The 24806-nt window shown below is 63.0% G+C and carries 28 protein-coding genes; 12 read left to right on the forward strand and 16 right to left on the reverse strand.

What is annotated here, in order from left to right; genetic code table 11:
- Position 1: 1 nt before the first annotated feature.
- From flgH to AC1RTB_RS08680, 12 genes are all read right to left on the reverse strand, one after another.
- On the reverse strand, positions 2-706 hold the full coding sequence (gene flgH / locus AC1RTB_RS08625; RefSeq protein ID WP_492877934.1) for a flagellar basal body L-ring protein FlgH: 705 nt from the start codon (positions 704-706) through the stop codon (positions 2-4).
- Positions 703-1299 (reverse strand): MotE family protein, encoded by a 597-nt coding sequence (locus AC1RTB_RS08630; protein WP_492878198.1) that lies wholly within the window; start codon positions 1297-1299, stop codon positions 703-705. Before AC1RTB_RS08630 ends, flgH begins: the two co-directional genes overlap by 4 nt.
- A 9-nt stretch (positions 1300-1308) precedes the next feature.
- Positions 1309-2526, reverse strand: coding sequence for a flagellar basal body P-ring protein FlgI (locus AC1RTB_RS08635; protein ID WP_492877933.1), 1218 nt, complete (start codon positions 2524-2526; stop codon positions 1309-1311).
- Positions 2523-2942, reverse strand: a complete 420-nt coding sequence (flgA, locus tag AC1RTB_RS08640) for a flagellar basal body P-ring formation chaperone FlgA (protein ID WP_492878197.1) — start codon at positions 2940-2942, stop codon at positions 2523-2525. Before flgA ends, AC1RTB_RS08635 begins: the two co-directional genes overlap by 4 nt.
- Before the next feature lie 59 nt (positions 2943-3001).
- Complete coding sequence (gene flgG / locus AC1RTB_RS08645; protein ID WP_476801639.1) at positions 3002-3790, reverse strand: flagellar basal-body rod protein FlgG; 789 nt, start codon at positions 3788-3790, stop codon at positions 3002-3004.
- An 11-nt stretch (positions 3791-3801) separates the two neighbouring features.
- Positions 3802-4113, reverse strand: coding sequence for a flagellar hook-basal body complex protein FliE (gene fliE, locus AC1RTB_RS08650; protein ID WP_492877931.1), 312 nt, complete (start codon positions 4111-4113; stop codon positions 3802-3804).
- Positions 4113-4529 (reverse strand): flagellar basal body rod protein FlgC, encoded by a 417-nt coding sequence (gene flgC, locus AC1RTB_RS08655; protein ID WP_492877930.1) that lies wholly within the window; start codon positions 4527-4529, stop codon positions 4113-4115. The genes fliE and flgC overlap by 1 nt, the downstream gene beginning before the upstream one ends.
- A gap of 5 nt (positions 4530-4534) precedes the next feature.
- On the reverse strand, positions 4535-4915 hold the full coding sequence (gene flgB, locus AC1RTB_RS08660) for a flagellar basal body rod protein FlgB (RefSeq protein ID WP_492877929.1): 381 nt from the start codon (positions 4913-4915) through the stop codon (positions 4535-4537).
- 81 nt (positions 4916-4996) lie between these two features.
- Positions 4997-5632 (reverse strand): hypothetical protein, encoded by a 636-nt coding sequence (locus AC1RTB_RS08665; protein ID WP_492877928.1) that lies wholly within the window; start codon positions 5630-5632, stop codon positions 4997-4999.
- Positions 5616-7016 (reverse strand): flagellar protein export ATPase FliI, encoded by a 1401-nt coding sequence (fliI, locus tag AC1RTB_RS08670; RefSeq protein ID WP_492877926.1) that lies wholly within the window; start codon positions 7014-7016, stop codon positions 5616-5618. Before fliI ends, AC1RTB_RS08665 begins: the two co-directional genes overlap by 17 nt.
- Positions 7017-7739 carry a flagellar basal-body rod protein FlgF gene (flgF, locus tag AC1RTB_RS08675; protein ID WP_492877924.1) on the reverse strand — a complete coding sequence of 241 codons (723 nt, stop codon included), beginning with the start codon at positions 7737-7739 and terminating at the stop codon, positions 7017-7019.
- 7 nt (positions 7740-7746) lie between these two features.
- Positions 7747-8868 carry a DUF1217 domain-containing protein gene (locus tag AC1RTB_RS08680; RefSeq protein WP_492877922.1) on the reverse strand — a complete coding sequence of 374 codons (1122 nt, stop codon included), beginning with the start codon at positions 8866-8868 and terminating at the stop codon, positions 7747-7749.
- 154 nt (positions 8869-9022) lie between these two features.
- Between AC1RTB_RS08680 and motA the strand changes: the two genes are divergently transcribed.
- Genes motA through AC1RTB_RS08710 form a run of 6 tightly spaced genes read left to right on the forward strand, consistent with a single transcriptional unit; the run spans position 9023 to position 13908 of the window.
- Positions 9023-9898, forward strand: coding sequence for a flagellar motor stator protein MotA (motA, locus tag AC1RTB_RS08685; protein ID WP_492877920.1), 876 nt, complete (start codon positions 9023-9025; stop codon positions 9896-9898).
- A gap of 35 nt (positions 9899-9933) precedes the next feature.
- Positions 9934-10869: a FliM/FliN family flagellar motor switch protein gene (locus tag AC1RTB_RS08690; RefSeq protein ID WP_492877918.1), complete on the forward strand. Its 936-nt coding sequence runs from the start codon at positions 9934-9936 to the stop codon at positions 10867-10869.
- A 52-nt stretch (positions 10870-10921) separates the two neighbouring features.
- Complete coding sequence (gene fliN, locus AC1RTB_RS08695) at positions 10922-11320, forward strand: flagellar motor switch protein FliN (RefSeq protein ID WP_492877916.1); 399 nt, start codon at positions 10922-10924, stop codon at positions 11318-11320.
- 43 nt (positions 11321-11363) lie between these two features.
- Complete coding sequence (locus tag AC1RTB_RS08700; protein ID WP_492877915.1) at positions 11364-12374, forward strand: flagellar motor switch protein FliG; 1011 nt, start codon at positions 11364-11366, stop codon at positions 12372-12374.
- 26 nt (positions 12375-12400) lie between these two features.
- Positions 12401-13477: a flagellar biosynthesis protein FlhB gene (gene flhB, locus AC1RTB_RS08705; protein ID WP_492877913.1), complete on the forward strand. Its 1077-nt coding sequence runs from the start codon at positions 12401-12403 to the stop codon at positions 13475-13477.
- Positions 13474-13908, forward strand: coding sequence for a BspJ family T4SS effector nucleomodulin (locus tag AC1RTB_RS08710; protein WP_492877910.1), 435 nt, complete (start codon positions 13474-13476; stop codon positions 13906-13908). The genes flhB and AC1RTB_RS08710 overlap by 4 nt, the downstream gene beginning before the upstream one ends.
- 11 nt (positions 13909-13919) lie before the next feature.
- Here the strand turns inward: AC1RTB_RS08710 and AC1RTB_RS08715 are convergent, their stop codons facing one another.
- Positions 13920-14681: a helix-turn-helix transcriptional regulator gene (locus tag AC1RTB_RS08715; RefSeq protein WP_492877908.1), complete on the reverse strand. Its 762-nt coding sequence runs from the start codon at positions 14679-14681 to the stop codon at positions 13920-13922.
- Positions 14678-15379, reverse strand: coding sequence for a helix-turn-helix transcriptional regulator (locus tag AC1RTB_RS08720; RefSeq protein WP_492877906.1), 702 nt, complete (start codon positions 15377-15379; stop codon positions 14678-14680). Before AC1RTB_RS08720 ends, AC1RTB_RS08715 begins: the two co-directional genes overlap by 4 nt.
- Before the next feature lie 414 nt (positions 15380-15793).
- On the opposite strand from AC1RTB_RS08720, the gene AC1RTB_RS08725 reads away from it, so the two are divergent.
- The gene (locus AC1RTB_RS08725) at positions 15794-16966 is read left to right on the forward strand and encodes a TMEM43 family protein (protein ID WP_492877903.1); all 1173 of its coding nucleotides are present in this window, start codon (positions 15794-15796) and stop codon (positions 16964-16966) included.
- 91 nt (positions 16967-17057) lie between these two features.
- On the opposite strand, the gene AC1RTB_RS08730 is transcribed toward AC1RTB_RS08725, so the two are convergent.
- Positions 17058-18089 (reverse strand): histone deacetylase family protein, encoded by a 1032-nt coding sequence (locus AC1RTB_RS08730; protein WP_492877901.1) that lies wholly within the window; start codon positions 18087-18089, stop codon positions 17058-17060.
- A gap of 17 nt (positions 18090-18106) precedes the next feature.
- Positions 18107-18760, reverse strand: coding sequence for a TetR/AcrR family transcriptional regulator (locus AC1RTB_RS08735; RefSeq protein WP_492877900.1), 654 nt, complete (start codon positions 18758-18760; stop codon positions 18107-18109).
- 262 nt (positions 18761-19022) lie between these two features.
- Between AC1RTB_RS08735 and AC1RTB_RS08740 the strand changes: the two genes are divergently transcribed.
- From AC1RTB_RS08740 to AC1RTB_RS08760, 5 genes are all read left to right on the forward strand, one after another.
- Complete coding sequence (locus AC1RTB_RS08740; RefSeq protein WP_492877898.1) at positions 19023-20702, forward strand: amidohydrolase; 1680 nt, start codon at positions 19023-19025, stop codon at positions 20700-20702.
- Positions 20703-20828: 126 nt separating this feature from the next.
- Positions 20829-21923 carry an ABC transporter ATP-binding protein gene (locus tag AC1RTB_RS08745; RefSeq protein ID WP_492877896.1) on the forward strand — a complete coding sequence of 365 codons (1095 nt, stop codon included), beginning with the start codon at positions 20829-20831 and terminating at the stop codon, positions 21921-21923.
- A 3-nt stretch (positions 21924-21926) separates the two neighbouring features.
- On the forward strand, positions 21927-22847 hold the full coding sequence (locus AC1RTB_RS08750; RefSeq protein WP_492877894.1) for an ABC transporter permease: 921 nt from the start codon (positions 21927-21929) through the stop codon (positions 22845-22847).
- Entirely contained in the window at positions 22840-23640 is an 801-nt protein-coding gene (locus AC1RTB_RS08755) for an ABC transporter permease (RefSeq protein WP_492877892.1), read from the forward strand. Before AC1RTB_RS08750 ends, AC1RTB_RS08755 begins: the two co-directional genes overlap by 8 nt.
- A gap of 18 nt (positions 23641-23658) precedes the next feature.
- Positions 23659-24693: an ABC transporter substrate-binding protein gene (locus tag AC1RTB_RS08760; RefSeq protein ID WP_492877890.1), complete on the forward strand. Its 1035-nt coding sequence runs from the start codon at positions 23659-23661 to the stop codon at positions 24691-24693.
- The last annotated feature ends 113 nt before the right edge of the window (positions 24694-24806 follow it).

The following is a 24806-nucleotide window of genomic DNA, read 5'->3' on the forward strand; positions in this document are numbered from 1 at the left end:
CCTAGAAGGGGAGGACCTGGTCGAGGAACTGCTGGCCGTAGGGCGGCTGCTGGACCTCGGAGATGCGGCCACGGCCGCCATAGGAGATGCGGGCTTCGGCGATGCGCTCGTAGGGAACGGTGTTGTGCGGCCCAATGTCGGTCGGGCGAACGATGCCGGCGATGGTCAGCACGCGCAGCTCGGCGTTGACGCGGACCTCCTGCGAGCCCCTGATCATCATGTTGCCGTTGGGCAGCACGTCTGTGACGACGGCGGCGACGAGCAAATTGAGCTTTTCGGAGCGGGCGGTGGCGCCGTCGCCTGTGAACTTGGTCTTGGAATCGATGTTCGCATCGGCCGAACCGCCGCTGCTGGCTCCGTCCCATTCCGCATTCAAGCCGAGACCGATCTTGCGATTGGACGTGCGCTGGCGCTCGGACTCGTTCTTGAAACGCGCCTTGTCGTCGATCTCGATCCTGACGGTCAGGATGTCGCCGGGCTGGAGCGCGCGCGGGTCGGTGAACATGCGGCTCTGCTTGTCCTGCCACAGCGAGAAACGCTTGGGCGGGGCTGTCGGCGATTCAGGGTAGCGGTACATCGACGAGCTGCCGTCCTCGATGCCGGAACCAACGGCCGACATCGTCGGCTCCTTGTTGATTTCCTTGAGGTTGGCGGCGCAGCCGGCGAGGCTTGCGAGCATGGCCGCGAGGAGGGCTTTTCTTGTCATGTTGGGTCTTCCCGGCGGGATGCGCTTGCCATGATGCGGGTGAGCTCGGCGGCCGACTTGCTTTCCATCTCGTTGAGGATGACGCTGGACTTGCGCGCGTCGAGTTTCATCAGGATGGCGGCGGCGAGGTCGACATTCATGACGGCCAGGCGCTCAGCGGCGGCATCGGGCTTCATGCGCGAATAGATCTGGACGACGCCTTCTTCGGCGCGGGCGAGAAAGAGCTCGCGGCGCTTGAGCCAGGTCTCATATTCTGAGCGGCGCTCCTCGAGCAGCGCGATGCGCTTGTCGACTTCCGCCTGAAGCTTCTTCAGCTCTTCGGCCTGGAGCGCATAGCGGCGGTCGCGGGCGGCGTCGGCGATGTTGGAGCAGAAACGCTCGACTTCGCTCGGCTCGATGGTGGGCGGTGTGATTGTCGCGGTGTGCTCGTTTGACACCAGCGGCAGGATCTGGCGCGGCAGGACCTGCGTGGGGGTGCCCTGGACGGTGGCGGTGCCTGCGGCATAGGCCGAGCCGGCACCGGCAAGCATGACCGCAAATGAGGCTGCAGCCAATGCCTGGCGGGGGAACATCTGAAACTGGCTTGATGTCATGGCCATGGCTTACTGAACCACCAGGTCGGCTTGCAGCGCGCCTGCCGACTTGATGCCCTGGAGGATTGCGATGATGCCGTCCGGCTTGACGCCGAGGCGGTTGAGACCGGCGACCAGCGTCTGCAAATCGGGGCCGTCGAGCATGGCCAGTTTCGAGTCCGGGCGTTCGGTCTCGATGACGGTCGAGTCCTCGACGGCGGTCTGGCCGCGAGAGAACGGCTCGGGCTGGACGATGCGCGGCTGCTCGGTGATGCGCACGGTGAGCGTGCCGTGGCTGATGGCGACGCGCGAGATCTTGACCTCGTTGCCGATGACGATGGTGCCGGTGCGTTCGTCGACGACGACCCGGGCCGGGGTGTCGGACATGACCATCAGGTTTTCGAGTTCGGCATAAAAGCGCGCGGTCGACACACCCTCTGGCTTGCGGATGACGACGGTGCGCGAGTCCTGCTCGCCGGCCACACGCTTGCCGAAACGGTGGCGGGCGTAGTCGTTGACGGCGTCGGCGATGCGGACCGCCGTCGAGAAATCGGGGTTGAAGAGCTGCAGCGTCAGAACGTTCTCGTCGCCGAAGCGGGCCTTGACCTCGCGCTCGACGATAGCGCCGTTGGGAACGCGGCCCGCTGTGGGCACGCCCTGGATCAGCTTCTCGGCGGCGCCCTGGGCGGCGAAGCCGCCGACCAGAACCGACCCTTGGGCAACCGCATAGATTTCGCCGTCGGGCGCCTTGAGCGGTGTCATTACCAGCGTGCCGCCTGAAATCGCCGTGGCATCGCCGAGCGAGGAGACGTTGACGTCGATGCGGGCGCCCGACTGGACAAAGGCCGGCATGTTGGCTGTGACAACCACCGCGGCGACATTCTTGACGCGCAGGCGGCCGTCCTCCGAGGCGATGCCGAGATTTTCGAGCATGGCGCGGATCGACTGTTCGGTGAAGGGCGAGTTGCGCAGGCTGTCGCCGGTGCCCGGCAGGCCGATGACGAGGCCGTAGCCGACAAGCTGGTTGTCGCGGGATTCCTGCAGCGAGGCGACATCCTTGATGCGGACATTGATGAGATGCGCGCCGCCGCTGTTGAGCGTGGTCTGACGTCCGCCGTCACCGCCACCAAAGGCACCATCGCCGCCACGCGCGGCCAGCTCGGACGCCGGAACGCCTTCGGGGCCGTCGGCGTAAGCGCTCTGGAGGCCGAAAACGGCGACTGCCGCCAGCAACAGTCTGCGGATCATATGGCACCCACGTGGATCGAGCCGTCGGCCATGACCGTGCCGCTGAGGACCTTGCCGCTGTCTATGTTGCGGACCTTGACGACGTCGCCGGCAGCACCTGGTTCGAGCGTGACGCCGGCGGCCGAGATCAAGAGAGCGCCCGCAGCGAAGACGACCTGGACGGAGGCGCCGCGGTCGACCAGCCAGGCCTCGCGCAGCGCATTGACGGGAATATAGCGGCCGGGCAGCAGCGTGCGCTTGGCGACCCTGCCGTCGAGTTCGTTGGCAAGCGTCGCGACCGCGTCGGGGCGAACCTTGCCCGGCTTGAGCGTGACTTCCTTGAGCGCGGACAAGGCGATCGCCTCGCCGGGGTAGATGACGCGGTTGGGAACGAGCACGACCTCCTGCTCGGCAGCCATCGCTGCGCCGCCAAGCATGGCGAACGCGAAGACCGCCGTGCGGATATGGAGGAGGGCGTTCCGTCGCCGCATGATGCTCACCGGATATTCTTGGAAACGACAGCGGCCATTTCATCGGCCGCCTGGATGACCTTGGAATTCATCTCGTAGGCGCGCTGCGCCGAGATCAGCTCGGTGATTTCCTTGACCGGGTCGACGTTGGAGTTTTCCAAGTAGCCCTGCTTGATCGTGGCGTAGCCGGGATCGCCGGGGATGCCGACATTGGCGGCACCTGAAGCTTCGGTTTCCTGGAACAGATTGTCGCCGAGCGGCATCAGGCCGGCCTCGTTGGCGAAGTTGGCGAGCGTCAGCTGGCCGAGCGGCTGGAGCGCTGCCTGGCCGTCGAGCCGGGCGAAGACCTGGCCGGAATTGTTGACTATGACCTCGACCGCATCCTGCGGCACGGTGATCGCCGGCACGACGTTGAAGCCGTCGACGGTGACCAGCTGGCCGGTGGCGTTCTTGTTGAACGAACCGGCGCGGGTGTAGAGCGTCTGGCCGTCGGCACCTTCGATCTGGAACCAGCCCTTGCCAGACAGTGCGAGGTCGAACTCGTTGGTGGTGCTGGTCAGGCCGCCCTGGATGTGGACGTTGCGGACGGCTGCCGTCTTGACTCCGAGGCCGATGCTGACGCCTTCCGGCACGATCGCCGAATTGGCGCGGTTGGGCACGCCCTGCAGACGGTCGACCTGGTAGAGCAGATCGGAGAATTCGGCGCGGGCGCGCTTGTAGCCGGTGGTGTTGATGTTCGCGATGTTGTTCGCGATCACCTCGAGATTGGTCTGCTGGGCATTCATGCCCGTGGCGGCAATGGCTAGCGCTTTCATCGGGATGTTCCTCAGATGCCCATGCGGCTGACTTCGAGATATGCCGTGACGATCTTGTCGCGGATGGCAACGGCCGCCTGCAGCGCCTGCTCGGCACTCATCACCGCGTCGACAACCTCACGGGTATCAGCCTTGCCCTGAAGGCCGGAAAGCGAGAGCTGCTCTGCCTTGTGCAGGGTGGCCCTGGTCTGTGCGGCGGCGTCCGCAAGGGCTGCCGCGAAGGACGAGCCGACGCCGCCAGCTGCGGCTGAGCCAGCCTCGGGCACGACGCTGGTCGGCTTGCTCAGTAGTTGCGTGCCGATTGGACTGATGCTGCCGATCATTACTGGCCCCTCATAAGATCAATGGTCATGGAAATAAGATCGCGCGCCTGCTTGATGACCTGCAGGTTGGCTTCATAAGAACGGTTGGCCTCGGTCATGTCGGCCATTTCGATGATGACATTGACGTTGGGCATCTTGACGAAACCGCTGGCGTCGGCGGCTTCGTTGCCGGGCTGGAATTCCAGCGGAAAAGCAGACTGGTCGTGGCCGATCGCGGCGATCTCGACGGTCGAGCCGCCGGTCGCCCGGTCGAGTTCGGCGGCGAAGCTGATGGTCTTGCGGCGATAGGGGTCGGCGCCGGGCGTGTTGCCGGTCGACTGGGCGTTGGCAAGGTTTTCCGAAACGATGCGAAGGCGTTCGGACTGGGCTCCGAGACCGGAGCCCGCGACCTTGAGTGCTGAAACGAGCGGATCCATCCCTGTCAGGCCTTTGTGCTGAGCATGATCATGCGGTGGAAGGCTTTGACGATGGCCGTGTTGAGCTCGAACGAGCGGCGGACTTCGCCGGCTTTCATGAGCTCGTCTTCGACCGCCACCGTATTGTCGGATGGCAGGACCGCGTGCTTGGGTTCTTCGGGCTTGACGGCGAAGCCGGCCTGGGTAGCGCCGCCGGAGAGATGTCCCGTCTGGGTCGAGGTCAAAGCGACGCGCGAACGGTCAAGCACGCGCTCGAACGGCTCGATGTCGTTGGTCCGATAGCCGGGCGTGTTGGCGTTGGCGACGTTACCAGCGATGGCATTCTGGCGCACCGAAAGCCAGCGTGCCTGCTGGGCGGCCAGATCGAACAGGTTGACGGGGTCCATGGAAATCTCCGAGCAGATTTCCAAACACTATTGCCTCAGTCTTGCGCGGGCCTTGCGCGGCGGCCCTTTGGCAAAACCAGCTCAGCGCGTGACCTGGAATACCTCTTCGCGCGAGGTGACGAGAACCCATTTGCCGTCGCGCTGTTCGATCGAGGCGACACGGCTCGAGTCGGGCAGCGGCGAGCCGCGCTGGACGATCCAGACGCCGGCGTCGTCTTGGATCATGGCTCGGCCGTTGGCGACATGAACGAGCTTGAATTCGATCTTGGGTCCGGGGAAGGGCTGTTCGGCGACGCCGGGAACACCGACTGCATCGTCCTTGTCGGGGCGTAGCGAGCCGGTGGCGAACAGGTCGAGCTTCATCGGCGGAATGTCTTCGACCGACATCGGCGCGCCAACGCGCTCGACCTGTTGGCCCAGGCCCAGCGGGATCGGCTGCTGGTTCTGGCCACCGCCGGAGAATTTCATCGCGCGGACGCCGAATTTCTCCTGGTTGAAGAAGATGTACCAGGGAAACAGTGCACAGGTGAGCCCGAGCGCGATGCCGAGGCCAGCAATGATGAAGTCGCTGCTGCGGTCGCGCCGCCTGGGCTTGAATTTGGGCGCCGGCGCCTTGCTCCTGGCGGGCAGGCGCAGACGCTGGAACAGCGAAGGCGGCTTGCCCTTGGCGTCGATGATATCAAGCAGTTCGCGCGCCGGGTCATTCCGCCTGAACATTGGCTCTATCCTTGGCTTTCAGATGACGTGCGAGATCGGAGAACGGATCGAGCGAAGGCCCATCGGCGGGCGACTGACCGAGCGCCTCGTAGATCACCGGAACCTGACGCACCGCGAGATCGAGCTCGGGATCGGCGCCGGCCTGGTAGGCGCCGAGCAGGCGGATGTCGCGCGTGTCTTCGAAACGCGAGATCATCGCCTTGAGCTTGCTGACAAGCTGGCGCTGTTCTGGAGTCCAGGCCTTGCCGGCCAGGCGCGAGATCGAGGAGAGTGGATTGACCGGCGGATAGCGGCCCTGTTCGGCAATCGAGCGGTCGAGCACGACGTGGCCATCGAGGATGCCGCGGACGGAATCGGCGACCGGATCGTTATGGTCGTCGCCATCGACGAGCACCGAGATGATCGCTGTGATTGAGCCGGTGCCTTCCATGCCGGGGCCGGCGCGCTCGAGCAGCTTGGGCAGATCGGTGAAGACGGACGCGGGATAGCCGCGCGCGACCGGCGGTTCGCCGGCACCGATGGCGACTTCGCGCAGCGCGTGGGCAAAGCGGGTGATCGAATCCAGCACCAGGAGGACGCGGTCGCCACGGTCGCGGAAATGCTCGGCGACGCGCATGGCGGTGTCGGGTGCACGGCGGCGCATCATCGCGCTCTCGTCGGAGGTGGCAACGACGGCGACGGTCTTGGCCATGGAGGCCGCACCGATTGTGTCTTCGAGGAATTCGCGCACCTCGCGGCCACGCTCGCCGATCAGGGCGACGACGACAGTGTCGAAGGCATCGGCGCCGGCGAGCATGGCAAGCAGCGTCGACTTGCCGACGCCGGAGCCGGCGAAGATGCCCATGCGCTGGCCGAGGCACAGCGGGGTGAAGATGTCGATGACGCGGACACCGGTCATGAAGCCGGTTTCGACGCGCTGGCGGGCCAGCGCTGCCGGCGGCACGGATTCGGCGGCGTCCTGCTTGGCGTTGCGGATCAGCGGCGCGCCGCCGTCGATCGGCCTTCCAAGGGCGTCGATGGCGCGGCCGCGCCAGCTCGGATGCGGGGTAATCGCAATAGGCCCACGGGTGAAGACGGCATCGCCGACACCGACCTCCGCGCTGCTCTCATAGGGGGCGACCAGCACTTCGTCGCGGCTGATCTGGACGATTTCGCCACGGCGGTTGCGACCATGGCCGCGATGCTCGACGATGTCGCCGAGCCGCGCGCTCGCGGACAGTCCGCCGACCTTGTAGTGGGTGGGCGCGATTTCTGTCACCTGTCCGCCACGCCTGACCAGCAGGCGGTCGTCAGTGAAGCGATGCTGGATACGCTCCAGAGCCTCGAGCCGGTTGTCGTGGACCGGCTGAGGCTCGCTGCGGATGGCGGTCAGGGACGTGCTCACTTATTTCGAGCCGAGCGTCTTGATGGCGTCGGAGAACGAGGCTTCGTTCTGGCGTATCAGGGCGGCGGTGTTTTCGAAGGCACGCTGCACCATGATGAGCTTGGTCATCTCCTTGATCGGATTGACGTTGGACTCTTCGACAAAACCCTGGACGACGCCGGCGTTCATGCGGTCGACGACCGGTTGGGGTGGTGTCGGCGGCACGACGCCCGAATTGCCGTAGCGGACAAAATTGGTGCCGGGGTCGAACTCATAGAGGCCAATGGCGCCGATCAGACGGTCACCCTGGCGCAGCGCGCCGTCGGCACCGGCCGTCGGGGGGCCGGCACGCGGGTCGAGCTGAATCGGCGCGCCGCCGGCGTCGAGTACCGGGTGGCCCTCGACGGAGACGAGCTGGCCGTCCGGGGTCATGGAGAAGCGGCCATCGCGCGTCATCACCACCCCGGCGGGCGTGTCGATGCCGAACCAGGCGTCGCCGCGGATGGAAAAGTCGAACGGGTTGCCGGTTTCGCGCATGCCGCCATGCTGGGTCGAGAGATAGGTGTCGCCCGGCGAGGTGAAGGACACCGACTTCGGGCCGAGACCGGAGACCACGTCCTCGAATTTCACGCCGGTGGCGCGGAAGCCGACGGTGGACGCGTTGGCGACGTTGTCGGCGATGGTATTGAGACGTTTTTCGAGTGCGACCTGGGCGGAAAGCGCGACGTAAAGACTGTTTTGCATAATGTCCTCAGAACCTCAGCTTCTGCATGGCAAACAGCAGGTCGGTCGACACGCCGGCGGCTGGCGACCCGCCGAAAAGCACGCCGACGGAGGCCTGTACCGGTGAGCTGGGGTTGTTGATTTCCCAAAGGCTGGTGAAGCGCTTCATGAATTCGCCGAGCTTCTTGGGATCGGAGAAGTCCTCGACCTTGAGCTTGCTCTCAAACAACGCGACCTGCCGGTCGATGTTGGCACCAGCGAAGGATTCGGGCAAAGCCAGCGCCGTGCGCAGGACCTTGGCGAGGGCGGGGTCGGCAAGCACCTCGTAGAAGCTGGTGATGGTCGATGCCTTGCGCTCGAAATAGAGCGCCAGGCGCACGCCTTCATTGTCCTTGCCGGCATTTTCCTCCAGCGTCTGGCGCATGAACTTGTCGACGGCCGGCCTCTGGGAGGGATTGGTGGTGGTGGCAGTCTCGCCATTGGCCTCGAAATTGTACGTGCTGGCGAAGGCGGCGTAGTTCTTGTTCGTCATCTGGTTGGCGTAGCTGTTGGGATCGCGAACGCCACCAGCCAGGACCTTCTCCATCATCTCCTTGTTGGGGATCGAAGATTCGATGCCGAAGGATGTCATGGCGAAGGTGTACAGCCTGGCGTCGTCCAGAAGATCCTTGGAGGACTTCACCTTGACGATGTTGTCGAGGTAGTACTTGACCTCTTTCTGGACGGCTTCCGATTTGGGATCGCCGCCGCCGAGCTCCACCTTGATCAGATATTGCGAGACAGCGCCCTGCTGGGCCTTGTTGTAGGTGGTGGCCTGCGGGCCGAGCTCGGCGAAGTTGAAGCTCTTGACGAATTCGGCGTAGCGCTTGTCGGTCAGCTTGTTGGCGAAGCTGTCCTTGCTGGTGATGCCTTCCTTCAGCGCCTTGACCATGAACGCCTTGGCGTAAGCCATGTCCTGGAGACCGTGCGCCTTCATGGCGTATTTGAACAGACGGTCGTTCTTGACGAACTCGTCGATCGATTTCACGTTCTTGATGTTCTTCAGATAATATTCGGTCTCGCGCTCGACGGTGGGCTGGGACTCGACACGGTCGATTGCCTTGCCGATGTCCTTCGCAATCAGGTGATAGCTTGTATAGGTATTGAGCATGACAATAGCCCTTCCGCCGCAGGATAGTCGGGGAAGGCTACGCTCAAATGCTTGCGCGAGGCTGAATCATTTTACCGCGCTCCTTCAAGCCTCACACAAGGCACGCAAGCTATCTGTGTCCGCATAAGTGCTTTGAATGCGGAAGGACCTGCCTGTGGGCATTCTGATCGGACTCGTCGTGACGCTGGGCTGCGTGCTGGGCGGCTTCATGGCGATGGGCGGACATCTAAACGTGCTGATGCAGCCCTGGGAGCTCGTCATCATCGGCGGGGCTGCCCTAGGCACCTTCCTGGTGGCCAACCCGATGACCACCGTCAAGGACACCGGCAGGGGCATCATGGAGGCCTTCAAGCAGGCGGTGCCGAAAGAGCAGGACTATCTTGAGACGCTGGGCGTGCTGCATTCGCTGATGCGCGAGCTGCGCACCAAGACGCGTTCGGAAGTCGAGGCGCATATCGACAATCCAGACGATTCGGCGATCTTCCAGGCCTTCCCGACCGTGCTGAAAAACTACGACCTGACGCATTTCATCTGCGATTATTGCCGCATCATCATCATCGGCAACGCCCGTTCGCACGAGATCGAAGCGCTGATGGACGAGGAAATCCAGACCATCCGCGCCGACAAGCTGAAGTCCTATCACGCGCTGGTCGCGGTCGGCGACGGCCTGCCGGCGCTCGGCATCGTTGCCGCCGTGCTCGGTGTGGTCAAGGCGATGGGCGCGCTCGACCAGTCGCCCGAGATTCTCGGCGGACTGATCGGTGCGGCTCTTGTCGGTACCTTCCTCGGCATCTTCTTGTCCTACGCGGTGGTCAACCCGATCGCCACAAAGATCAAGACGGTGCGCGAAAAGAAGAACCGCCTCTACATCGTCGTGAAGCAGACGCTGCTTGCCTACATGAACGGCTCTCTGCCGCAGGTGGCGATCGAGTTCGGGCGCAAGACGATCTCGTCTTATGATCGCCCGTCGATCGACGCGGTGGAGCAGAGCACGCTGAACACCGGCATTTCCGAAAAGAAGGCGGCCTGAGCAATGCGGGACGCTGACAAAGGGCATCGCAAGCCATGAACACCACCGCAAGCCCGGCGGAACCACGCGACATCGTGATCGAGCGCCTTTTGGGCGACACCGGCGAGCCGGCCAAGGTGCATTCGGCTGCCCGCCGCCTGGCGGAGCGCTCGTCACCTTTGATCGCCAAATACCTGAGCGAAGTGCTGCCGGAGCAGGTCTTCGTCGAGGTGGTCGAAGTCAAGCTTGCCCGCATGGCCGACGCCAAGGCGGGCAAAAGCAACCAGGTCATGACGGTCGCGATGACCCAGACGTCTCCGGACGGGCTGGTGATGACGCTCGATCCGCAGGCGCTCGCGATCCTGGTGCATATCATGTTCGGCGGCGATCCGAGCCGAGAGGTTGCGCCGATCGAGCGCGAGTTGTCGTCGATCGAGACCAGCGTTGCGACATTGATTTTCCAGGACGTGGCGCGCGCCATGAACATGCAAGGCCCGGATGGCGGAGTCGGCGTCAAGCTGCCGGTGCCCGAGGCGATGACCGGCACCGTCATGAAGAAGCATGTGTTCCGCGACGGGCCTTCCGCCCGCATCACGCTGTCGATCTCGACTGCGGTGTCGCGCGGCCTGCTGGTGCTGACCCTGCCGCAGCGCGTGCTGATCGAAGATCGCCGCACACAGGCCGAGAAGGAAGCCGAGGCGATCCCGACCACCGAATGGCGGTCGCGTTTTTCCGACGAGCTGATGCGTTCGACCGTGCGGCTCGAAGCATCAATGCCGATCGGGCGCATGACGCTCGGTGACCTGAGCGGGCTTGTGGTCGGGCAGGTCATCGAACTGGCCGAGAACACCCAGTCCAATGCCATCATCGCCGCGCGCGGCAAGACGCTGTTTGCCTGCGAGTTCGGCAAGCTCGGCCAGAACTACACCGTACGCATCAGGCGTCCGTTCGACGCCACCGAAGAAATAATTGAAGGGATCGTTGCGGGTTGAGGCGCTGTCAAGCAATGCCTGCCACCGCGAACGACACAACCGGAGAACACCGATGAGCAAGGCGCAGCCCAAGCCCGAGGTCGAAAAGCCCGAAGTCGAAGTCGAGGACGACCAGCTCAACCGCGCCATCGAAGAGCTGCGCGGCGTTCTGAGCGAAGAAGAAAAGCGCCCTGGTGCCGCAGCTCGTCCGTCGGGCGTCGGCAACAGCGTCATCCTCGACATTCCGGTCGAGGTGCAGATCGTGCTCGGCAGCACCGAAATGCCGGTGTCTGATCTGATGTCGCTGCAGAAGGGCTCGACCATTGCACTCGACCGCCGCATCGGCGAGCCGGTCGACGTGGTGGTCAATGGACGCCGGATCGCGCGCGGCGAAATCACGGTGCTCGAAAGCGATCCGTCGCGCTTCGGCATCCGCCTGACCGAAATCGTTGCTGCGGCCAAGACCGCTTGAGGACTTTGAACGTGCTTTCCCTTGCTTTTCGAAAGGCTTGCGCATGACGACGCTGGCGACGCTGACGCGGCCGCAGAAGGCGGCGGCCATACTGGTGGCGATGGGCAAGCCGTCGGCAAGCCGGCTGCTCAAGTTCTTCAAGCAAGACGAGCTCAAGGCGCTTATCGAAGGCGCGCGGCTTTTGCGCACCATTCCGCAGGCCGATCTCGAACGGATCGTCGCCGAGTTCGAGGCCGAGTTCACCGAAGGTGCGGGCCTGCTCGATTCGGCCGACAAGATGGACACGATCCTCAACGAGTCGTTGTCGCCTGAGGAGATGAGCGCGCTGATGGGCAACGGTGAGCCCATGGCCAAGAAGGACACCACGCCTCCGGTGTGGCCGCAGCTCGAGAAGCTTGAAGCCGCGCAGATCGGCGCCTTCCTTGCCAATGAGCATCCGCAGACGTCGGCGATGATCCTTTCCAACCTCGCGCCGAATTATGCCGCCAAGGTGGTGCTGACGATGGAAAAGCCGGTGCGCAGCGAAATCATCAAGCGGATGATGGAACTGGCGACGGTGCCGGAAGCCGCGACCAGGCTGGTCGAAAACCAGATCCGCACCCGTGTTCTGACCGAAAGCGCCCAAAAGGATACCTCAGCGGGGCAGACCCGCGTTGCCAGCGTGCTCAACGAACTCGACAAGTCGCAGCTCGAAGAAGTGATGAACGACCTCCGCGAGGTCGGTATGGCCGATCTCGACGCCATCCGTGCCCGCCTGTTCTCGTTCGATGATGTTCCGATGATGACGCAGAAGGCGCGTGTCGCATTGTTCGACGGCCTGTCGACTGAACTGCTTACGATCGCGCTGCGCGGCACAGCCTTGCCGCTTGCCGAAGCTGTGTTGTCGTCGATCGGCGCGCGCTCGCGCCGCATGATCGAATCCGAACTCAGCCAGGGATCGGAAGGCATCCAGCCGGCCGACATCCTGCGCGCCCGCAAGACCATTGCCTCCACGGCTTTGCGCATGGCGAACGAGGGTCTCCTCGAACTGCCATCGTCGCAAGAAGCCGCCTGATCCCGTCCGCACGGGTCAGCTGAGCGATGTCGGACGAAGACAAAGACTCCAAAACAGAAGAGCCGACAGAGAAGAAAATCCGCGACACGATGGAGAAAGGCAAACTGCCGGTCTCCAAGGAAGTCGCGATCTTCACTTCGTTTCTGGCGATCATGGTCTACGCCGTGTTCTTTGCCAGCAATTCGGTGGCTGAACTCGGCGTCTTCTTGTCGAATTTCCTCGAAAAGCCGGAAGCCTGGCCGCTCGGTACCGAACGCGACGTGATCGAACTCTACCAGGCTGTCGCTGTCGAGGTCGGGCGGGCTGTCGCCAGCCTGTTCATGTTGCTTATTGTGGCCGGCCTCGGCGCATCGCTGGTCCAGAACATTCCGCAGTTCGTTGGCGAACGCATCCGTCCGCAAGCTTCGCGCATCTCGCTGGCCAAGGGCTGGACACGCATGTTCGGCGCGCAGGGTTTCGCCGAATTCCTGAAGTCGCTGGCCAAGCTCTGCTTCGTCATGATCGTGCTGTACTTCGTCCTGTCGGACGATCATCGGCGGCTGCTTGCCGGCATGATCACCAATCCTGTGGCCTTCACAAGCGTCATCCGCGACATCTCCGTCGATATCCTGGTGGCGATCGTCTTCGTCATGGGGGTGATCGGCGTCGCCGACATCGTGTGGTCGCGCTTCCACTGGTTCCAGGAACAGCGCATGACCAAGCAAGAGGTCAAGGACGAGATGAAGCAGTCGGAAGGCGATCCGATCGTCAAGTCGCGCCTGCGCTCCATCGCGCGCGACCGCGCTCGCCAGCGCATGCTGACTGCGGTGCCGAAAGCAACGCTGGTGATCGCCAACCCGACCCATTTCGCCATCGCGCTGCGCTATGTCCGCGATCAGGATGCGGCCCCGGTCGTGCTCGCCAAGGGGCAAGACCTGGTGGCGCTGAAGATCCGCGAGATCGCCGAGCAGAACGGAATTCCAGTATTCGAAGACGTGGCTCTAGCCCGCTCCATGTACAAGCAAGTTTCGGTGGATAGTATCATTCCATCACAGTTCTATCAGGCCGTCGCCGAACTGGTGCGGATCGTTTACGGAAACAGGGCTCAGCGCAATCAGTCATGAAAAATCAGCCGCATGCTTCGTCCCGTGAAGTCCTTGTCGCAACGGCCATCCAGCCGGTGGTGCGCGAATTGCGCCTCGTCGACCTTGCCGACTACATCGCCTTCATTCGCATGGAGCATTTCGCCAATGTGGCGGATCTCGTCGATTCAGCGGCGGAACTCTATTTCATGCCAGGCGCGCTGCGCCTGGGGCTGGGCGGTGAGGCGCATGTCAGCTGGACGGGCGCGCCGCGCATCGTGCTCGACCTCGAGCTCAGGCCCGAAGGGGCGGTGGTCTATTTCCAGCTGTCGATGACGGCCAACAATGCCTCGGTCGAGGTGCACTACGTCTCCTTCGAAAAGCCCGATGCCGAGCCCGAGAAGAACACCGAATATCTCGCGACCGCCATCCAGCACGCGATGCTCAGGCGGCCACAGGCCGAAGCCGCCTGAAGGGAAGCGACTTAGTCGATCAACCCGAGACGCAACGCCTTGGCGACCGCATGCATGCGGTTGACGGCGTTGAGCTTCTGCGTCGTCTGGGTAAGGTATTGATTGGCGGTGTGGACCGAAAGCTTGAGCAGCTTGGCGATCTCTTCGCTGGTGTAGCCGCGCGAGGTCAGCTTCAGGCATTCGATCTCGCGGCGCGACATCGCTGGCATTTCGCGAGACTGGGTGGCGTTGATGCGTGCCACCGCATCAAACAGCTGAAAACAGCGGCCATGCAGGTCGTGCAGCGATTGCGGGTTGGGTGAAAGCTCGGGACCAGCGAAGATGAAAAGGCCGACTTGGCCGCGGTCGGTGTAGACTGGGAAGGCAATGCCGCGGCCGCTCTGTGCGAGCGGCTCGATGCGGCTGGTCCAGGGAAGTTCCGAGAAAATTTGCTCGGCGACAGCACTATCCGCCCACCAGCATGGCGCGGTCGACTGGCGCGCATGGCGCATCAGATGCTCGCCGATGCCGCCGCCAAGCAAACGCGCGGCGGACATGGTGCTGGGGTAGTCGGAATCAAAGCATGGCGTGAGCCGGCTGCTGTCGGCGGACGAACCGGCAAGGCAAAGCGCGAAATCGCGGGCGCCGAGATCGATGGCAATCCAGCGGCAGCGCTTGGCGGCATCGGCAAGGGTTACCGCGGGCATGCCGATTGCAGCCGCGTGGCTGGCGGACGAGACGTCCTGCTGGCAGTGGGACGCGCGGCCTAGCTGCTTTGCCTGGGCGTAGCTCAAATGATGCCGCTCCTGATCGCGGTCGCAATCGCCATGGCGCGATTGGAGGCCGACAGTTTCTGGATCGCATGGGTGATGTAGGAGTTGACGGTGTTGGACGACACACCGAGGATCAGCGCGACCTCGTCGGTGGTCTTGCCTTCGGAAACCCAAAACAGGCATTCGCGCTCGCGGTCGGACAACGGGTCCTGCATCGTCGCCGCTGCCAGGATGCTCGGCGCTTGCGACAGCGCATAACAGCATTCGAGCTGCGTACGCGGCATCACAGCCGGGTCGATGCGGCCGGCCGCCGATGCCGAAAACAACACGAACAGGCGCTGGCGGCCGACATGCAGGCGCAGGGCGAAGATTTCGGCATGGCCGAGTATGTCGAGCAGGCGGGCTTCCTCGCCGCCCAAGACACCCGGCGCTTGCGAGGCGATGAGGCTCTGCGGGCGGACGCCCGGGGCGCTGGCAAACGGGCCTTGGGCGAGGCCGGCGATGAGGGCGTGGCCGGCGAGTTGGATGGCGTCGTAGATCCAGTTCGAGGCGATGATCTGGAGGTTGTCGCGCTCCTGGTCCTGGGCGATGGCGACGAGCATGTAGCCGTCGGCGCCGATCTCGTCGGTCAGGTTCATGAAGAAAGCGGTGAGATCGCTGCGTGATGCGAGCCTTGCTGCGACGGTCGTGTATTCGTTGCGGGCTGCGAGGGCGGTCATCTCAAAATTTCTGCCGGAATCCATTTGGGAACCGGAGTTGGGCGGCGGCCCGATCCGGTCGAAATATCCATGACTTTGACGTTAAAAAACGCGACGCGGACGCCTGGGGCATCCATCGGCCGAATCCGTACTGGTCGCGCGAAACCTGACGCGCTCTCCGCCAGGAAAATTCCCGGCATTTCAGAGAGTTGGTGGTTCGCCGCGCCCCCCGAGGACCGGCTGATTCGTGGTTAATCTAACCGCTCGCGAATCGCTCCGCAAACATAATTGACAAAAAGTTAATTCAGAGTCCTTCGACAGACTCAAGGCGAGCAGAAACGCTGCGGAAACCTTGGCGAAAGCTTCGCGAGAATCGCCATTGATCGGCTGATGCAATGGGCTTAACGCTGCGTCCGCTACGGGCAGGGGAATGCAATGAACGAGCAAATTCGTGAAGTGACCAGCATGTCATGGTTCGGGCGGATCAAGCGCGCGGTCGGCAGCGTGCTGGTCGGCCTGATCCTTGTCGCTGCCATGGTGGCGGTGCTGTTCTGGAACGAGGGCCGGGCGGTGACAACGGCGCGCTCCTTGGCCGAGGGTGCGGGTGCCGTGGTGTCGGTGCCGTCCGATGCGATCAATGCCGCCAATGAGGGCAAACTCATCCACACCAGTGGAGCCATGAGCACGTCGGAAGGGCTCAACGACCCGGATTTCGCGATCTCGACAGAAGGCGTGCGGCTGTTGCGCAATGTCGAGATGTATCAGTGGGTGGAAAACTCCAAGTCGGAGACGACCACCAAGCTGGGCGGTGGCGAAGAGACCGTCACCACCTACAGCTACGCCAAGGAGTGGCGGGACAGGCCGATCTCATCGTCCGAGTTCAAGCAGCCGGCGGATCACCAGAACCCGTCGATGGAGATCGCTTCCAGGTCGTTCCAGGTCCCCGAGGGCAGGCTGGGCGCGTTCATGCTGGACAAGCCGGTGCTCGACCGCATCGGCGATGCCCAGGTGCTGACCATAACACCGAGCCAGCTTTCGGATATCCAGGGCGCCCATTCCGGCACGGAACGCATCAGCGTCGTCGACGGGCGGATATTCCTGGGCGCCAATCCGACCTCACCGGTGATCGGCGACTATCGCATCGGCTACAGGCTGGTGCCGCTCGGCGACATCAGCGTCATCGGCCAGCAGAGCGGCGACAGGTTTTCGCCCTACCAGACGGTTGCCGGCGATGAATTGCTGCTGGTCGATAGTGGCAAGGTGCCGGCCGAAAAGATGTTCGCCAATGCGGTGAGCGCCAACACCATCATCACCTGGCTGGTGCGCGCCGGTTGCCTGCTTTTGCTGGCCATTGGCTTCGGATTGCTGCTCGCACCGCTTGGCGTATTGGCCGATGTGATCCCGTTCGTCGGCAGCATCGTGCGCATGGGCACCGGGCTCGTCGCCTTCGTGCTGGCGCTGCTGGTGGGGACCGCGACGATCGCTGTGGCGTGGTTCTGGTACCGTCCGCTTCTGGCGGTTGGCATTGCGGTAGCAGGCCTTGCCTTGGCCTATGCGCTGACGCGGTTCGGGCGGCGCAAGGCTGCCGCCGCGCCGCAAGCACGGTAGCTTGCGAATATCCGGGTAGCCTTGCCGCTGCCCCTCATCCCCCTGCCGGGACCTTCTCCCCGTATAGTGACGGGGAGAAGGGGCTGGACGATTACCGTCCCTCGAACCCGGTGAGCACGCCGACGGCGTTGATGCCGATCTCGTCGACGGCATAGCCGCCTTCCATGACAAACAGTGTCGGCAGGCCAAGCCTGGCGATGCGGGCGCCGATCTTGGGATAGTCGGCGCTGGTCAGCTTGAACTGGCTGATCGGATCCTTTTCGAAAGTATCGACGCCGAGCGAGACGACAACGACGTCTGGCGCATAGGCGGCGAGCTTGCCGCAGGCATCCTCTAGCGCTTCGTTCCACTTCTCCCACGAGGTGCCGAAGGGCATCGGGTAGTTGAGGTTGAAGCCTTCGCCTGCGCCTGAACCGCGCTCGTCGGCATGGCCGAGGAAGAACGGATACTCGGTCATCGGGTCGCCGTGCAGGTTGATGACCTGGATGTCGGGGCGGGCGTAGAAGATTTCCTGGGTGCCGTTGCCGTGGTGATAGTCGACGTCGAGCACAGCGACGCGCTTGGCGCCTTGGTCGCGGAACCATTGGACGGCGACGGCGGCGTTGTTGATGTAGCAATAGCCGCCCATGAAAGCGGCACCGGCATGGTGGCCGGGCGGGCGGCAGAGCGCGAAGGCGCTGCGCTCGCCGGCCTTGACCAGTTGGGCTGCGGTCAACGCCACATCATAGGACGACTTGATGGCATCCCACGTGCCTTTGACGAAGCTCGCGCCGCCGTCGAAGGAATAATAACCCAGCAAGGCCTCGATGTTGCGCGGGCGCACGTCGCCGCGCAGGCCGCGCGTCGGCCAGGCGAAGGGGATGGCCGAGCCCGACTTGCCGGCGGCCTCCCACTGCGGCCAGACTGTCGGCAGGAAGTCGATGTAGTCGGCGGTGTGGACGCGCTTGGCGGCGGCGAGGTCATGCACGTCGGGCGCCAGGATATCCCCCAGCTTTTGATTTTCGATCCGCGCCTTGATGATCTCGGCCCGCGAGGGCTTCTCGAAGCCGGGCACGATGGCACCCGCTACAAGTTCCATCTGGCCGCTGTGGCCGGCGTGGAGCGGCGAAAAGACTGTTTTCATGAAAATCCTTTCTGGCGTTAGGTGAGGTCGAGATAGGGGGCGACAAGGGCGAGCCACATGGTCTTGACGTCGTCCTGGATGAGATCGAACGCCTTGCGGTCCCGTTTGAGACCGACAAGCCGGCAGACGTGGCCGACCTCCATCATGACGACGCCCAGCCGGCTCGCGACTTCGGCTGGAAGTGCCGGGTTTACGTGCTGCAGCCAGGCGGCGTAGAGGGCGATGATCTGTTCGTCGTATTCGTTCTGGATGGGCCTGAGATCGGGGTTGCCGGTGATGGCTTCGATGACCGGCATCAGATTGGCGTTGTCGAGATAAAGCCTTGAAGTGTCGACGAACAGCTTGTCGACTTCCTGCTGGAACGCGTCGCGGTTGGTGGGGCGAGGGGCGTCGATGCGCCTTGCGATCACCTCGGGAAAGGCTGCGAGCCAGCGCCGGGCGAGATCGAGAAGGATGGCTTCCTTGTTGGGGAAGTACTGATAGACGGAACCGACGGACAAGCCGGCGCGCTGCGCGATGGCAAGCGTCGTCGGTGTCTTGGTCCCTTGTTCCCTGGTCAGGGTCAGGGTGGCGTCGAGGATCCTGTCGACCACCTTGCTCGACCGTTCCTGGCGCGGCTGCTTGCGCGGCTTGAGCGCTGTCTTGGTCTTCCAGTTGAGACTGCGATTCACGGAATGAACTTCTCGCTCCCTGCTCGCGTTGACCGTCAACGGCGCGCGTCCTCCACAACGCATCCAAGAAATCCCGCATATTGACAAACGCGAATAAATAGTCGCATTTTTTCGCAATGCTGTCTCTAGGGAAACTTTGGGGAATTCCTGGGGCCAGCGGATCGGCTTCAGCCTTCTTGTCTGGTTGCGCCACTCCGCCGGGAATGGCGGGCCGACTGATGCAGGTTTGAACGGTCTCAGCAGTCAAGAGCGCGGAGTCGCGATGTCTGTCACCGAAACGGTTCGCAATGCCGATCTGATCGTTGTCAACGGCCGCGTGCTGACCATGGACGCAGCACGGCCCTCGGCGGAAGCGGTGGCCATCAGGGACGGCCTGATCGCCGCTGTCGGCGACAGGGCGACCGTGGAAGCGCTGCGCGGGCCTCAGACCAGGGTCATCGATGCGCGCGGCGGATCGGTGGTGCCGGGCTTCATCGAAGCGCACATGCATCTGTTTTCGGGTGCGGCCGAACTCGCCCATCTCCAACTCGCCGGCGTTCATGGCATCGAGGTGCTGCGCGATAAGGTACAGGCTTATGCCAAGTCGCGACCCGATGCGCGCATGCTGGTGGGGCAGGGTGCCGACTACACCATCCTGGGCGCCGAGCGCGTCACCCGGCATCACCTCGACGCGATCCTGCCCGACCGGCCGTTGCTCATAGCTGCACCGGACCACCATACGATGTGGGCCAACACCAAGGCGCTGGAAGCCGCCGGCATCCTGCATGGCCGCGAGCTCACGCCAGGCAACGAGATCGTCATGGGCGCCGACGGCCTGGCCGAAGGCGAATTGCGTGAGAACGAGGCGTTCAACCCGGTGCTGAAGCTTGCGGGCGAGGGCCGTGTCCGGCTCGGCCTGTCGACTGGCGGCGAGCCCGACCCGATGCCGAACGCCGAGGAACGTGCCGGCGACCGGGCGATCATGCGGCGGGGGCTCGACTGGTGCGCGCGACATGGCATCACCTCGGTCCAGAACATGGACGGCAATTTCTACCAGCTGGAACTTCTGTCGGAGGTCGAGGCCGAGGGCGATCTGATTTGCCGGGTAAAGATCCCGTTCCACTACAAGAACTTCATGACAATCGACATGCTCGACAAGGCATCAGACATGGCCGAGCGCTATGACAGCGAATGGCAGTCGTCGGGTATGGTGAAGCTGTTTTTCGACGGCGTGCTCGACTCCTGGACTGCCGTCATGATCGAGCCTTATGCCGACCGTCCCGACTGGGTCGGCGAGCCGCTGTTCTCGCCGGAGGAATTCGCGCGCATCGCCGTCGAGATCGACCGGCGCGGCTTGCAGATCGCGGTGCATTCGATCGGCGACGGTGCTGTGCGTGCCGTGCTCGACGGCTACGAGGCCGCCCAAAAGGCCAATGGCAAGCGCGACAGCCGCCACCGCGTCGAGCATATCGAATTGACCACCGCGACCGATATTCCGCGCTTTGTCGACCTCGGCGTCATCGCCTCGATGCAGCCGCCCCATCCGCCTGGGGGCATGAGCTTTCCGCTTGAGCCGACGGTGTCGCGTATCGGCCGCGAGCGCTGGCCTTATGCATATCCGACACGCACGCTGATCGATGCCGGCGCTCATGTGGTGTTTGCTTCGGACTGGCCGGTTGCGCCCATCGACCCGATCCTGGGCATGCAGGCGGCGATGCTGCGCAAGCCTTGGGCCGATGACATGCCCGACCAGCGCGTTTCGCTGCAACAGGCGCTGGCCGGCTACACGGTCGAGGGCGCTTATGCCGAATTCATGGAAGGCAAGAAGGGCCAGTTGAAGCCGGGCTTCTTCGGCGATCTCGTTGTGTTGTCTGCCGATATCGAAGCGACAGCGCCTGAAGCTCTGCATGAAGTGCGGCCGGTGACGACGATCTGCGGCGGCAAGGTGACCTACCAGGCCTGATGGTGGCACAACGACTGCCTGGGGAATTGATTGCGTGCTGTTGTTGCCAAGCCGCGTGGCCTGTGGTGACAATCGAACAAGGAAAAAAGTTCCACTAAAGGTGGACAAAACAATGGGGCGTTTTGAGTGCCGGAAACACCGGGTAGGAATGCGATTGAAGTTCGCGGCGTTCGTAAAGTCTTTGGCACCGGTGAGGCGCAGGTAGCGGCGCTCGACACCGTTTCGGTGTCGATCAGGGAAAACGAGTTCTTCACGCTGCTGGGACCATCGGGCTGCGGCAAGACCACACTTTTGCGGCTGATCGCCGGCTTCGACTTCCCCTCGGAAGGTGAAATCCTGCTTTACGGCAGCGATATCGCGCCGCTGCCGCCGTTCAAGCGGCCGGTCAACACGGTGTTCCAGTCCTATGCGCTGTTTCCGCATATGACGGTGGCACAGAATATCGGCTTTGGACTTGAGATGCTGGGCAAGCCGCGCGCCGAGATCGATGCGCGGGTGGCCGAGATGCTGAAGCTGGTGCGCATGGAAAAGCTCGCCAAGCGCCGCACCAGCCAGATTTCCGGCGGCCAGCAGCAGCGCGTCGCGCTTGCCCGCGCATTGGCGCCGCAGCCCAAGGTGCTGCTGCTCGACGAGCCGCTGTCGGCGCTCGACTATAAGCTGCGCAAGGAAATGCAGATCGAACTCAAACGCTTGCAGCACGAAACCGGCATCACCTTCATCTTCGTCACCCACGACCAGGAAGAGGCGTTGACGATGTCGGACCGGATCGCTGTGATGTCATCGGGCAAGATTTTGCAGGTGGGCAGTCCGCGCGATATCTACGACCGTCCGGCCGAGCGCTTCGTCGCCGACTTCATCGGCGAGACCAATTTCCTCGACGCCAGGATCGACAGCCTCGATGGCGGCAAGGCCAAGGTGACGCTGAAATCCGGCGCCTCCATCTCCGCGACGGTGGCCGAGGGCTTCAAGCCCGACGGCGATGCGACTGTCGTGATCCGGCCCGAGCACGCCAAGGCCGTCAAAGGCCAGGGCGACATTGCAGGCGTCGTCGAAAACGTCGTTTATTTCGGCACCGACACGCATGTGCATATCCGTCTTGACGATGGCGAGACGTTCACCGTGCGCCAGCAGAATGCGCGCGGGGCGGATGCCACCTTCGAGCGCGGCGAGCGTGTCGGCGTCGTCATCGGCGACGACGCGGCCCAGATCCTCAAGGACTGAGCCATGGCCACCGCAGCGGAAGTCGAAAAGCTCAATGAAAGTCGCGATATTCGCAAGCGCTGGCTGTTGTCGGCGCCGGCGCTGATTGTCATCTTCCTGGCGGCCTCCGGGCCGCTGTTGATCGTGCTGGTCTATTCCTTCCTGACACCAGGGCCTTACGGCGACGTCGTGTGGAAATTCTCCACCGATGGCTGGGTGTCGGTCCTGCTTGAACGCGACATCTTCGATGACACGCTGGCCTTTGCCAGCGCGCATCTGAACATCTTCTGGCGCTCGCTGAAGCTTGCCCTGATGGCGACAGTGGCGACGCTGATCTTTGGCTTTCCGACAGCCTATTTCATCGCCACGCGCTCGGAGCGGACGCGCGACATCTGGCTGTTCCTGATCACCATTCCGTTCTGGACCAACCTTCTCATCCGCACCTTTGCCGTGCTGCAGGTGATCCGCAACGAAGGCATCATCAACACCGGGCTGATCAAGCTCGGCATCATCGATCAGCCGATCCAGATGCTGTTCACCGACTTCGCCATCATGGTGGGCATGGTCTATGTCTACCTGCCACTGATGGTGCTGCCGCTTTATGCCAGCATGGAAAAGCTGGATTTCCGTCTCGTCGAGGCCGGTTACGATCTCTATGCCACGCGCTGGCAGGTGCTGCGCCGGATCATCTTCCCGATGGTCAAGCCGGGTGTCATCGCCGGTTCGATCCTGGTCTTCATCCCCGCCATCGGCGCCTATGTCACGCCAAGCGTGCTTGGCGGCGGCAAGAACATGATGTTCGCCAATCTGATCGAGCTGCAATTCGGGCAGGGACGCAACTGGCCGCTGGGGGCGGCCTTGTCGATCACCGTCATGGCGATCGTGATGGTGGCGCTGCTTGTCTATGTCCGCAACACGTCCGGATCGGATGCGCGTCATGGCTAAGCGTTTTTCGATCCGACACCAGACCGGCTTCACGGCCATCGCCGCAACCTGTTTCGTGCTGCTCTATCTGCCGATCATCGTGCTGGTCGCCTATGCCTTCAACGAGTCGACATCGGTGTCGGAGTGGGGCGGCTTCTCGCTGCGCTGGTTCGTCTCGGCCTGGAACAACGTCCAGGTGATCGACGCGTCGGTGCGCTCGCTGAAGATCGCTTCGGTGGCGGCCATCCTGGCGACGATCGCCGCGACCATGGCGGCACTGGCAACGACGCGGACGCAGGCCTATCGCGGGCTGACCTTCAAATACGCCTTCATCAACCAGCCGCTGATGGTGCCGGAAATCGTCACCGGCGTGGCGCTGCTGATCTTCTTTGCCCAGGTCAAGATCGCGACCGGCTATTCGGGACTTGGCTATCTGATCGCCGCGCACACCGCGTTCTGCATCCCCTTCGCCTATTTGCCGATCCGGGCGCGGCTCGAGAACATGGACCTGACGCTCGAACGCGCCGCTGCCGATCTCTACGCCACGCCGTGGAACGCGTTCCGGCGGGTCACCTTGCCGCTGCTATGGCCCGGCATCATCGCCGGACTGATGCTCGCCTTTGTCATCTCGCTCGATGACGTGGTCATCACCGAATTCGTCAAGTCGGGCGGCCAGGATACCTTGCCGACCTACATGCTGGGGCAGATCCGCCGCGGCATCACGCCGGAGGTCAATGCGATCTCGACCGTCTTCCTGCTCTTGTCGGTCGTCATCGTCACGCTGTTCTTCTTCATGAGCAGGAAACGGGATTAGTTCAACGGGAGTGGAATGATGAACCTGAAATCCATGTCGATGGCCGTCGGCCTGGCGCTGCTGGCCTCGACCAGCCTCGCCTCCGCTGAAGGCGCGCTGAATATCTACAATTGGGGCAACTACATCAGCCCCGAGATGATCAAGAAGTTCGAGGCGAAGTACAGCGTCAAGGTCACCGTCACCGACTACGACTCCAACGACACAGCACTCGCCAAGGTGCGCCAGGGCGGCACCGGCTTCGATATCGCTATTCCGTCCCAGACCTTTATTCCGATCTGGATCAAGGAAGGCCTCATCCAGGAGACCGATCCGGGCAAGATGGAAAACGCCAAGAACATTGCGCCGGAGTGGGCCAATCCCGACTTCGATCCCGGCCGCAAGTACTCGGTGCCGTGGGCCTGGGGCACGATCGGCGTCGTCGTCAATACCGACACCTACAAGGGACCGGCCGACAGCTGGGGCATCATCTTCGACACGCCCGAAGAGCTGAAGGGCAAGGTCAATGTCGTTCCCGAAATGAACGACGTGATGTTCGCGGCGATCAAATATGTCGGCGGTCAGCAGTGCACCGACGACAAGACGGTGCTGAAGAAGGTGCGCGACATGCTTGTCGCGGCCAAGCCGAACTGGATCGCCATGGAATACAACACCATCGAGAAGATGGGTGCCGGCGACTTCAAGGCGACCAGCGACTGGAACGGCTCGGCCTTGCGCCAGCGCCTGGCCAATCCGGCGATCCATTTCAACTATCCCAAGGAAGGCTATGGCCTTTGGAGCGACAATATCGTCGTGTTGAAGGAAGCCAAGAACGTCGAGAACGCCAAGCTGTTCCAGAACTTCATGATGGATCCGGAAAACGCGGCGCTGAACTCGGCCTTCCACCGTTATGCGAACGGCATCGCCGGTTCCGACAAGTTCATGCCGGCCGATATGAAGGACGCACCGGAAGTGATCATTCCAGAGGCTGAAAAATCGCGCGGCGAACTGCAGCGCCTGTGCTCGCCCGAGATTCAGGCGCTGTACACCAAGATCTGGACCGAACTGCAGAAGTAAGCTTTCGCAGGGCGTTCAGTCCGCAACAACGCAGCCGGGGTCGATGAAGATCGATCCCGGCTGTCACAAGCGTTTTTTCTGCACATGCCAGAAGACGTCACAGGTAACAGAAG

This window comes from Aminobacter sp. GW821-FHT11F06, assembly GCF_058808215.1.

Coding starts and splice junctions, on each gene's coding strand:
- flgH (WP_492877934.1), bottom strand. CDS start 706: ATGACAAGAAAAGCCCTCCTCGCGGCCATGCTCGCAAGCCTCGCCGGC.
- AC1RTB_RS08635 (WP_492877933.1), bottom strand. CDS start 2,526: ATGATCCGCAGACTGTTGCTGGCGGCAGTCGCCGTTTTCGGCCTCCAG.
- AC1RTB_RS08710 (WP_492877910.1), top strand. CDS start 13,474: ATGAAAAATCAGCCGCATGCTTCGTCCCGTGAAGTCCTTGTCGCAACG.
- AC1RTB_RS08680 (WP_492877922.1), bottom strand. CDS start 8,868: ATGCTCAATACCTATACAAGCTATCACCTGATTGCGAAGGACATCGGC.
- flgB (WP_492877929.1), bottom strand. CDS start 4,915: ATGGACCCCGTCAACCTGTTCGATCTGGCCGCCCAGCAGGCACGCTGG.
- fliE (WP_492877931.1), bottom strand. CDS start 4,113: ATGATCGGCAGCATCAGTCCAATCGGCACGCAACTACTGAGCAAGCCG.
- AC1RTB_RS08665 (WP_492877928.1), bottom strand. CDS start 5,632: ATGTTCAGGCGGAATGACCCGGCGCGCGAACTGCTTGATATCATCGAC.
- AC1RTB_RS08755 (WP_492877892.1), top strand. CDS start 22,840: ATGGCTAAGCGTTTTTCGATCCGACACCAGACCGGCTTCACGGCCATC.
- AC1RTB_RS08690 (WP_492877918.1), top strand. CDS start 9,934: ATGAACACCACCGCAAGCCCGGCGGAACCACGCGACATCGTGATCGAG.
- AC1RTB_RS08730 (WP_492877901.1), bottom strand. CDS start 18,089: ATGAAAACAGTCTTTTCGCCGCTCCACGCCGGCCACAGCGGCCAGATG.
- AC1RTB_RS08720 (WP_492877906.1), bottom strand. CDS start 15,379: ATGACCGCCCTCGCAGCCCGCAACGAATACACGACCGTCGCAGCAAGG.
- flgG (WP_476801639.1), bottom strand. CDS start 3,790: ATGAAAGCGCTAGCCATTGCCGCCACGGGCATGAATGCCCAGCAGACC.
- fliN (WP_492877916.1), top strand. CDS start 10,922: ATGAGCAAGGCGCAGCCCAAGCCCGAGGTCGAAAAGCCCGAAGTCGAA.
- flgF (WP_492877924.1), bottom strand. CDS start 7,739: ATGCAAAACAGTCTTTACGTCGCGCTTTCCGCCCAGGTCGCACTCGAA.
- flhB (WP_492877913.1), top strand. CDS start 12,401: ATGTCGGACGAAGACAAAGACTCCAAAACAGAAGAGCCGACAGAGAAG.
- flgC (WP_492877930.1), bottom strand. CDS start 4,529: ATGGATCCGCTCGTTTCAGCACTCAAGGTCGCGGGCTCCGGTCTCGGA.
- AC1RTB_RS08700 (WP_492877915.1), top strand. CDS start 11,364: ATGACGACGCTGGCGACGCTGACGCGGCCGCAGAAGGCGGCGGCCATA.
- AC1RTB_RS08750 (WP_492877894.1), top strand. CDS start 21,927: ATGGCCACCGCAGCGGAAGTCGAAAAGCTCAATGAAAGTCGCGATATT.
- AC1RTB_RS08760 (WP_492877890.1), top strand. CDS start 23,659: ATGAACCTGAAATCCATGTCGATGGCCGTCGGCCTGGCGCTGCTGGCC.
- AC1RTB_RS08630 (WP_492878198.1), bottom strand. CDS start 1,299: ATGACATCAAGCCAGTTTCAGATGTTCCCCCGCCAGGCATTGGCTGCA.
- AC1RTB_RS08725 (WP_492877903.1), top strand. CDS start 15,794: ATGAACGAGCAAATTCGTGAAGTGACCAGCATGTCATGGTTCGGGCGG.
- AC1RTB_RS08740 (WP_492877898.1), top strand. CDS start 19,023: ATGTCTGTCACCGAAACGGTTCGCAATGCCGATCTGATCGTTGTCAAC.
- flgA (WP_492878197.1), bottom strand. CDS start 2,942: ATGCTTGGCGGCGCAGCGATGGCTGCCGAGCAGGAGGTCGTGCTCGTT.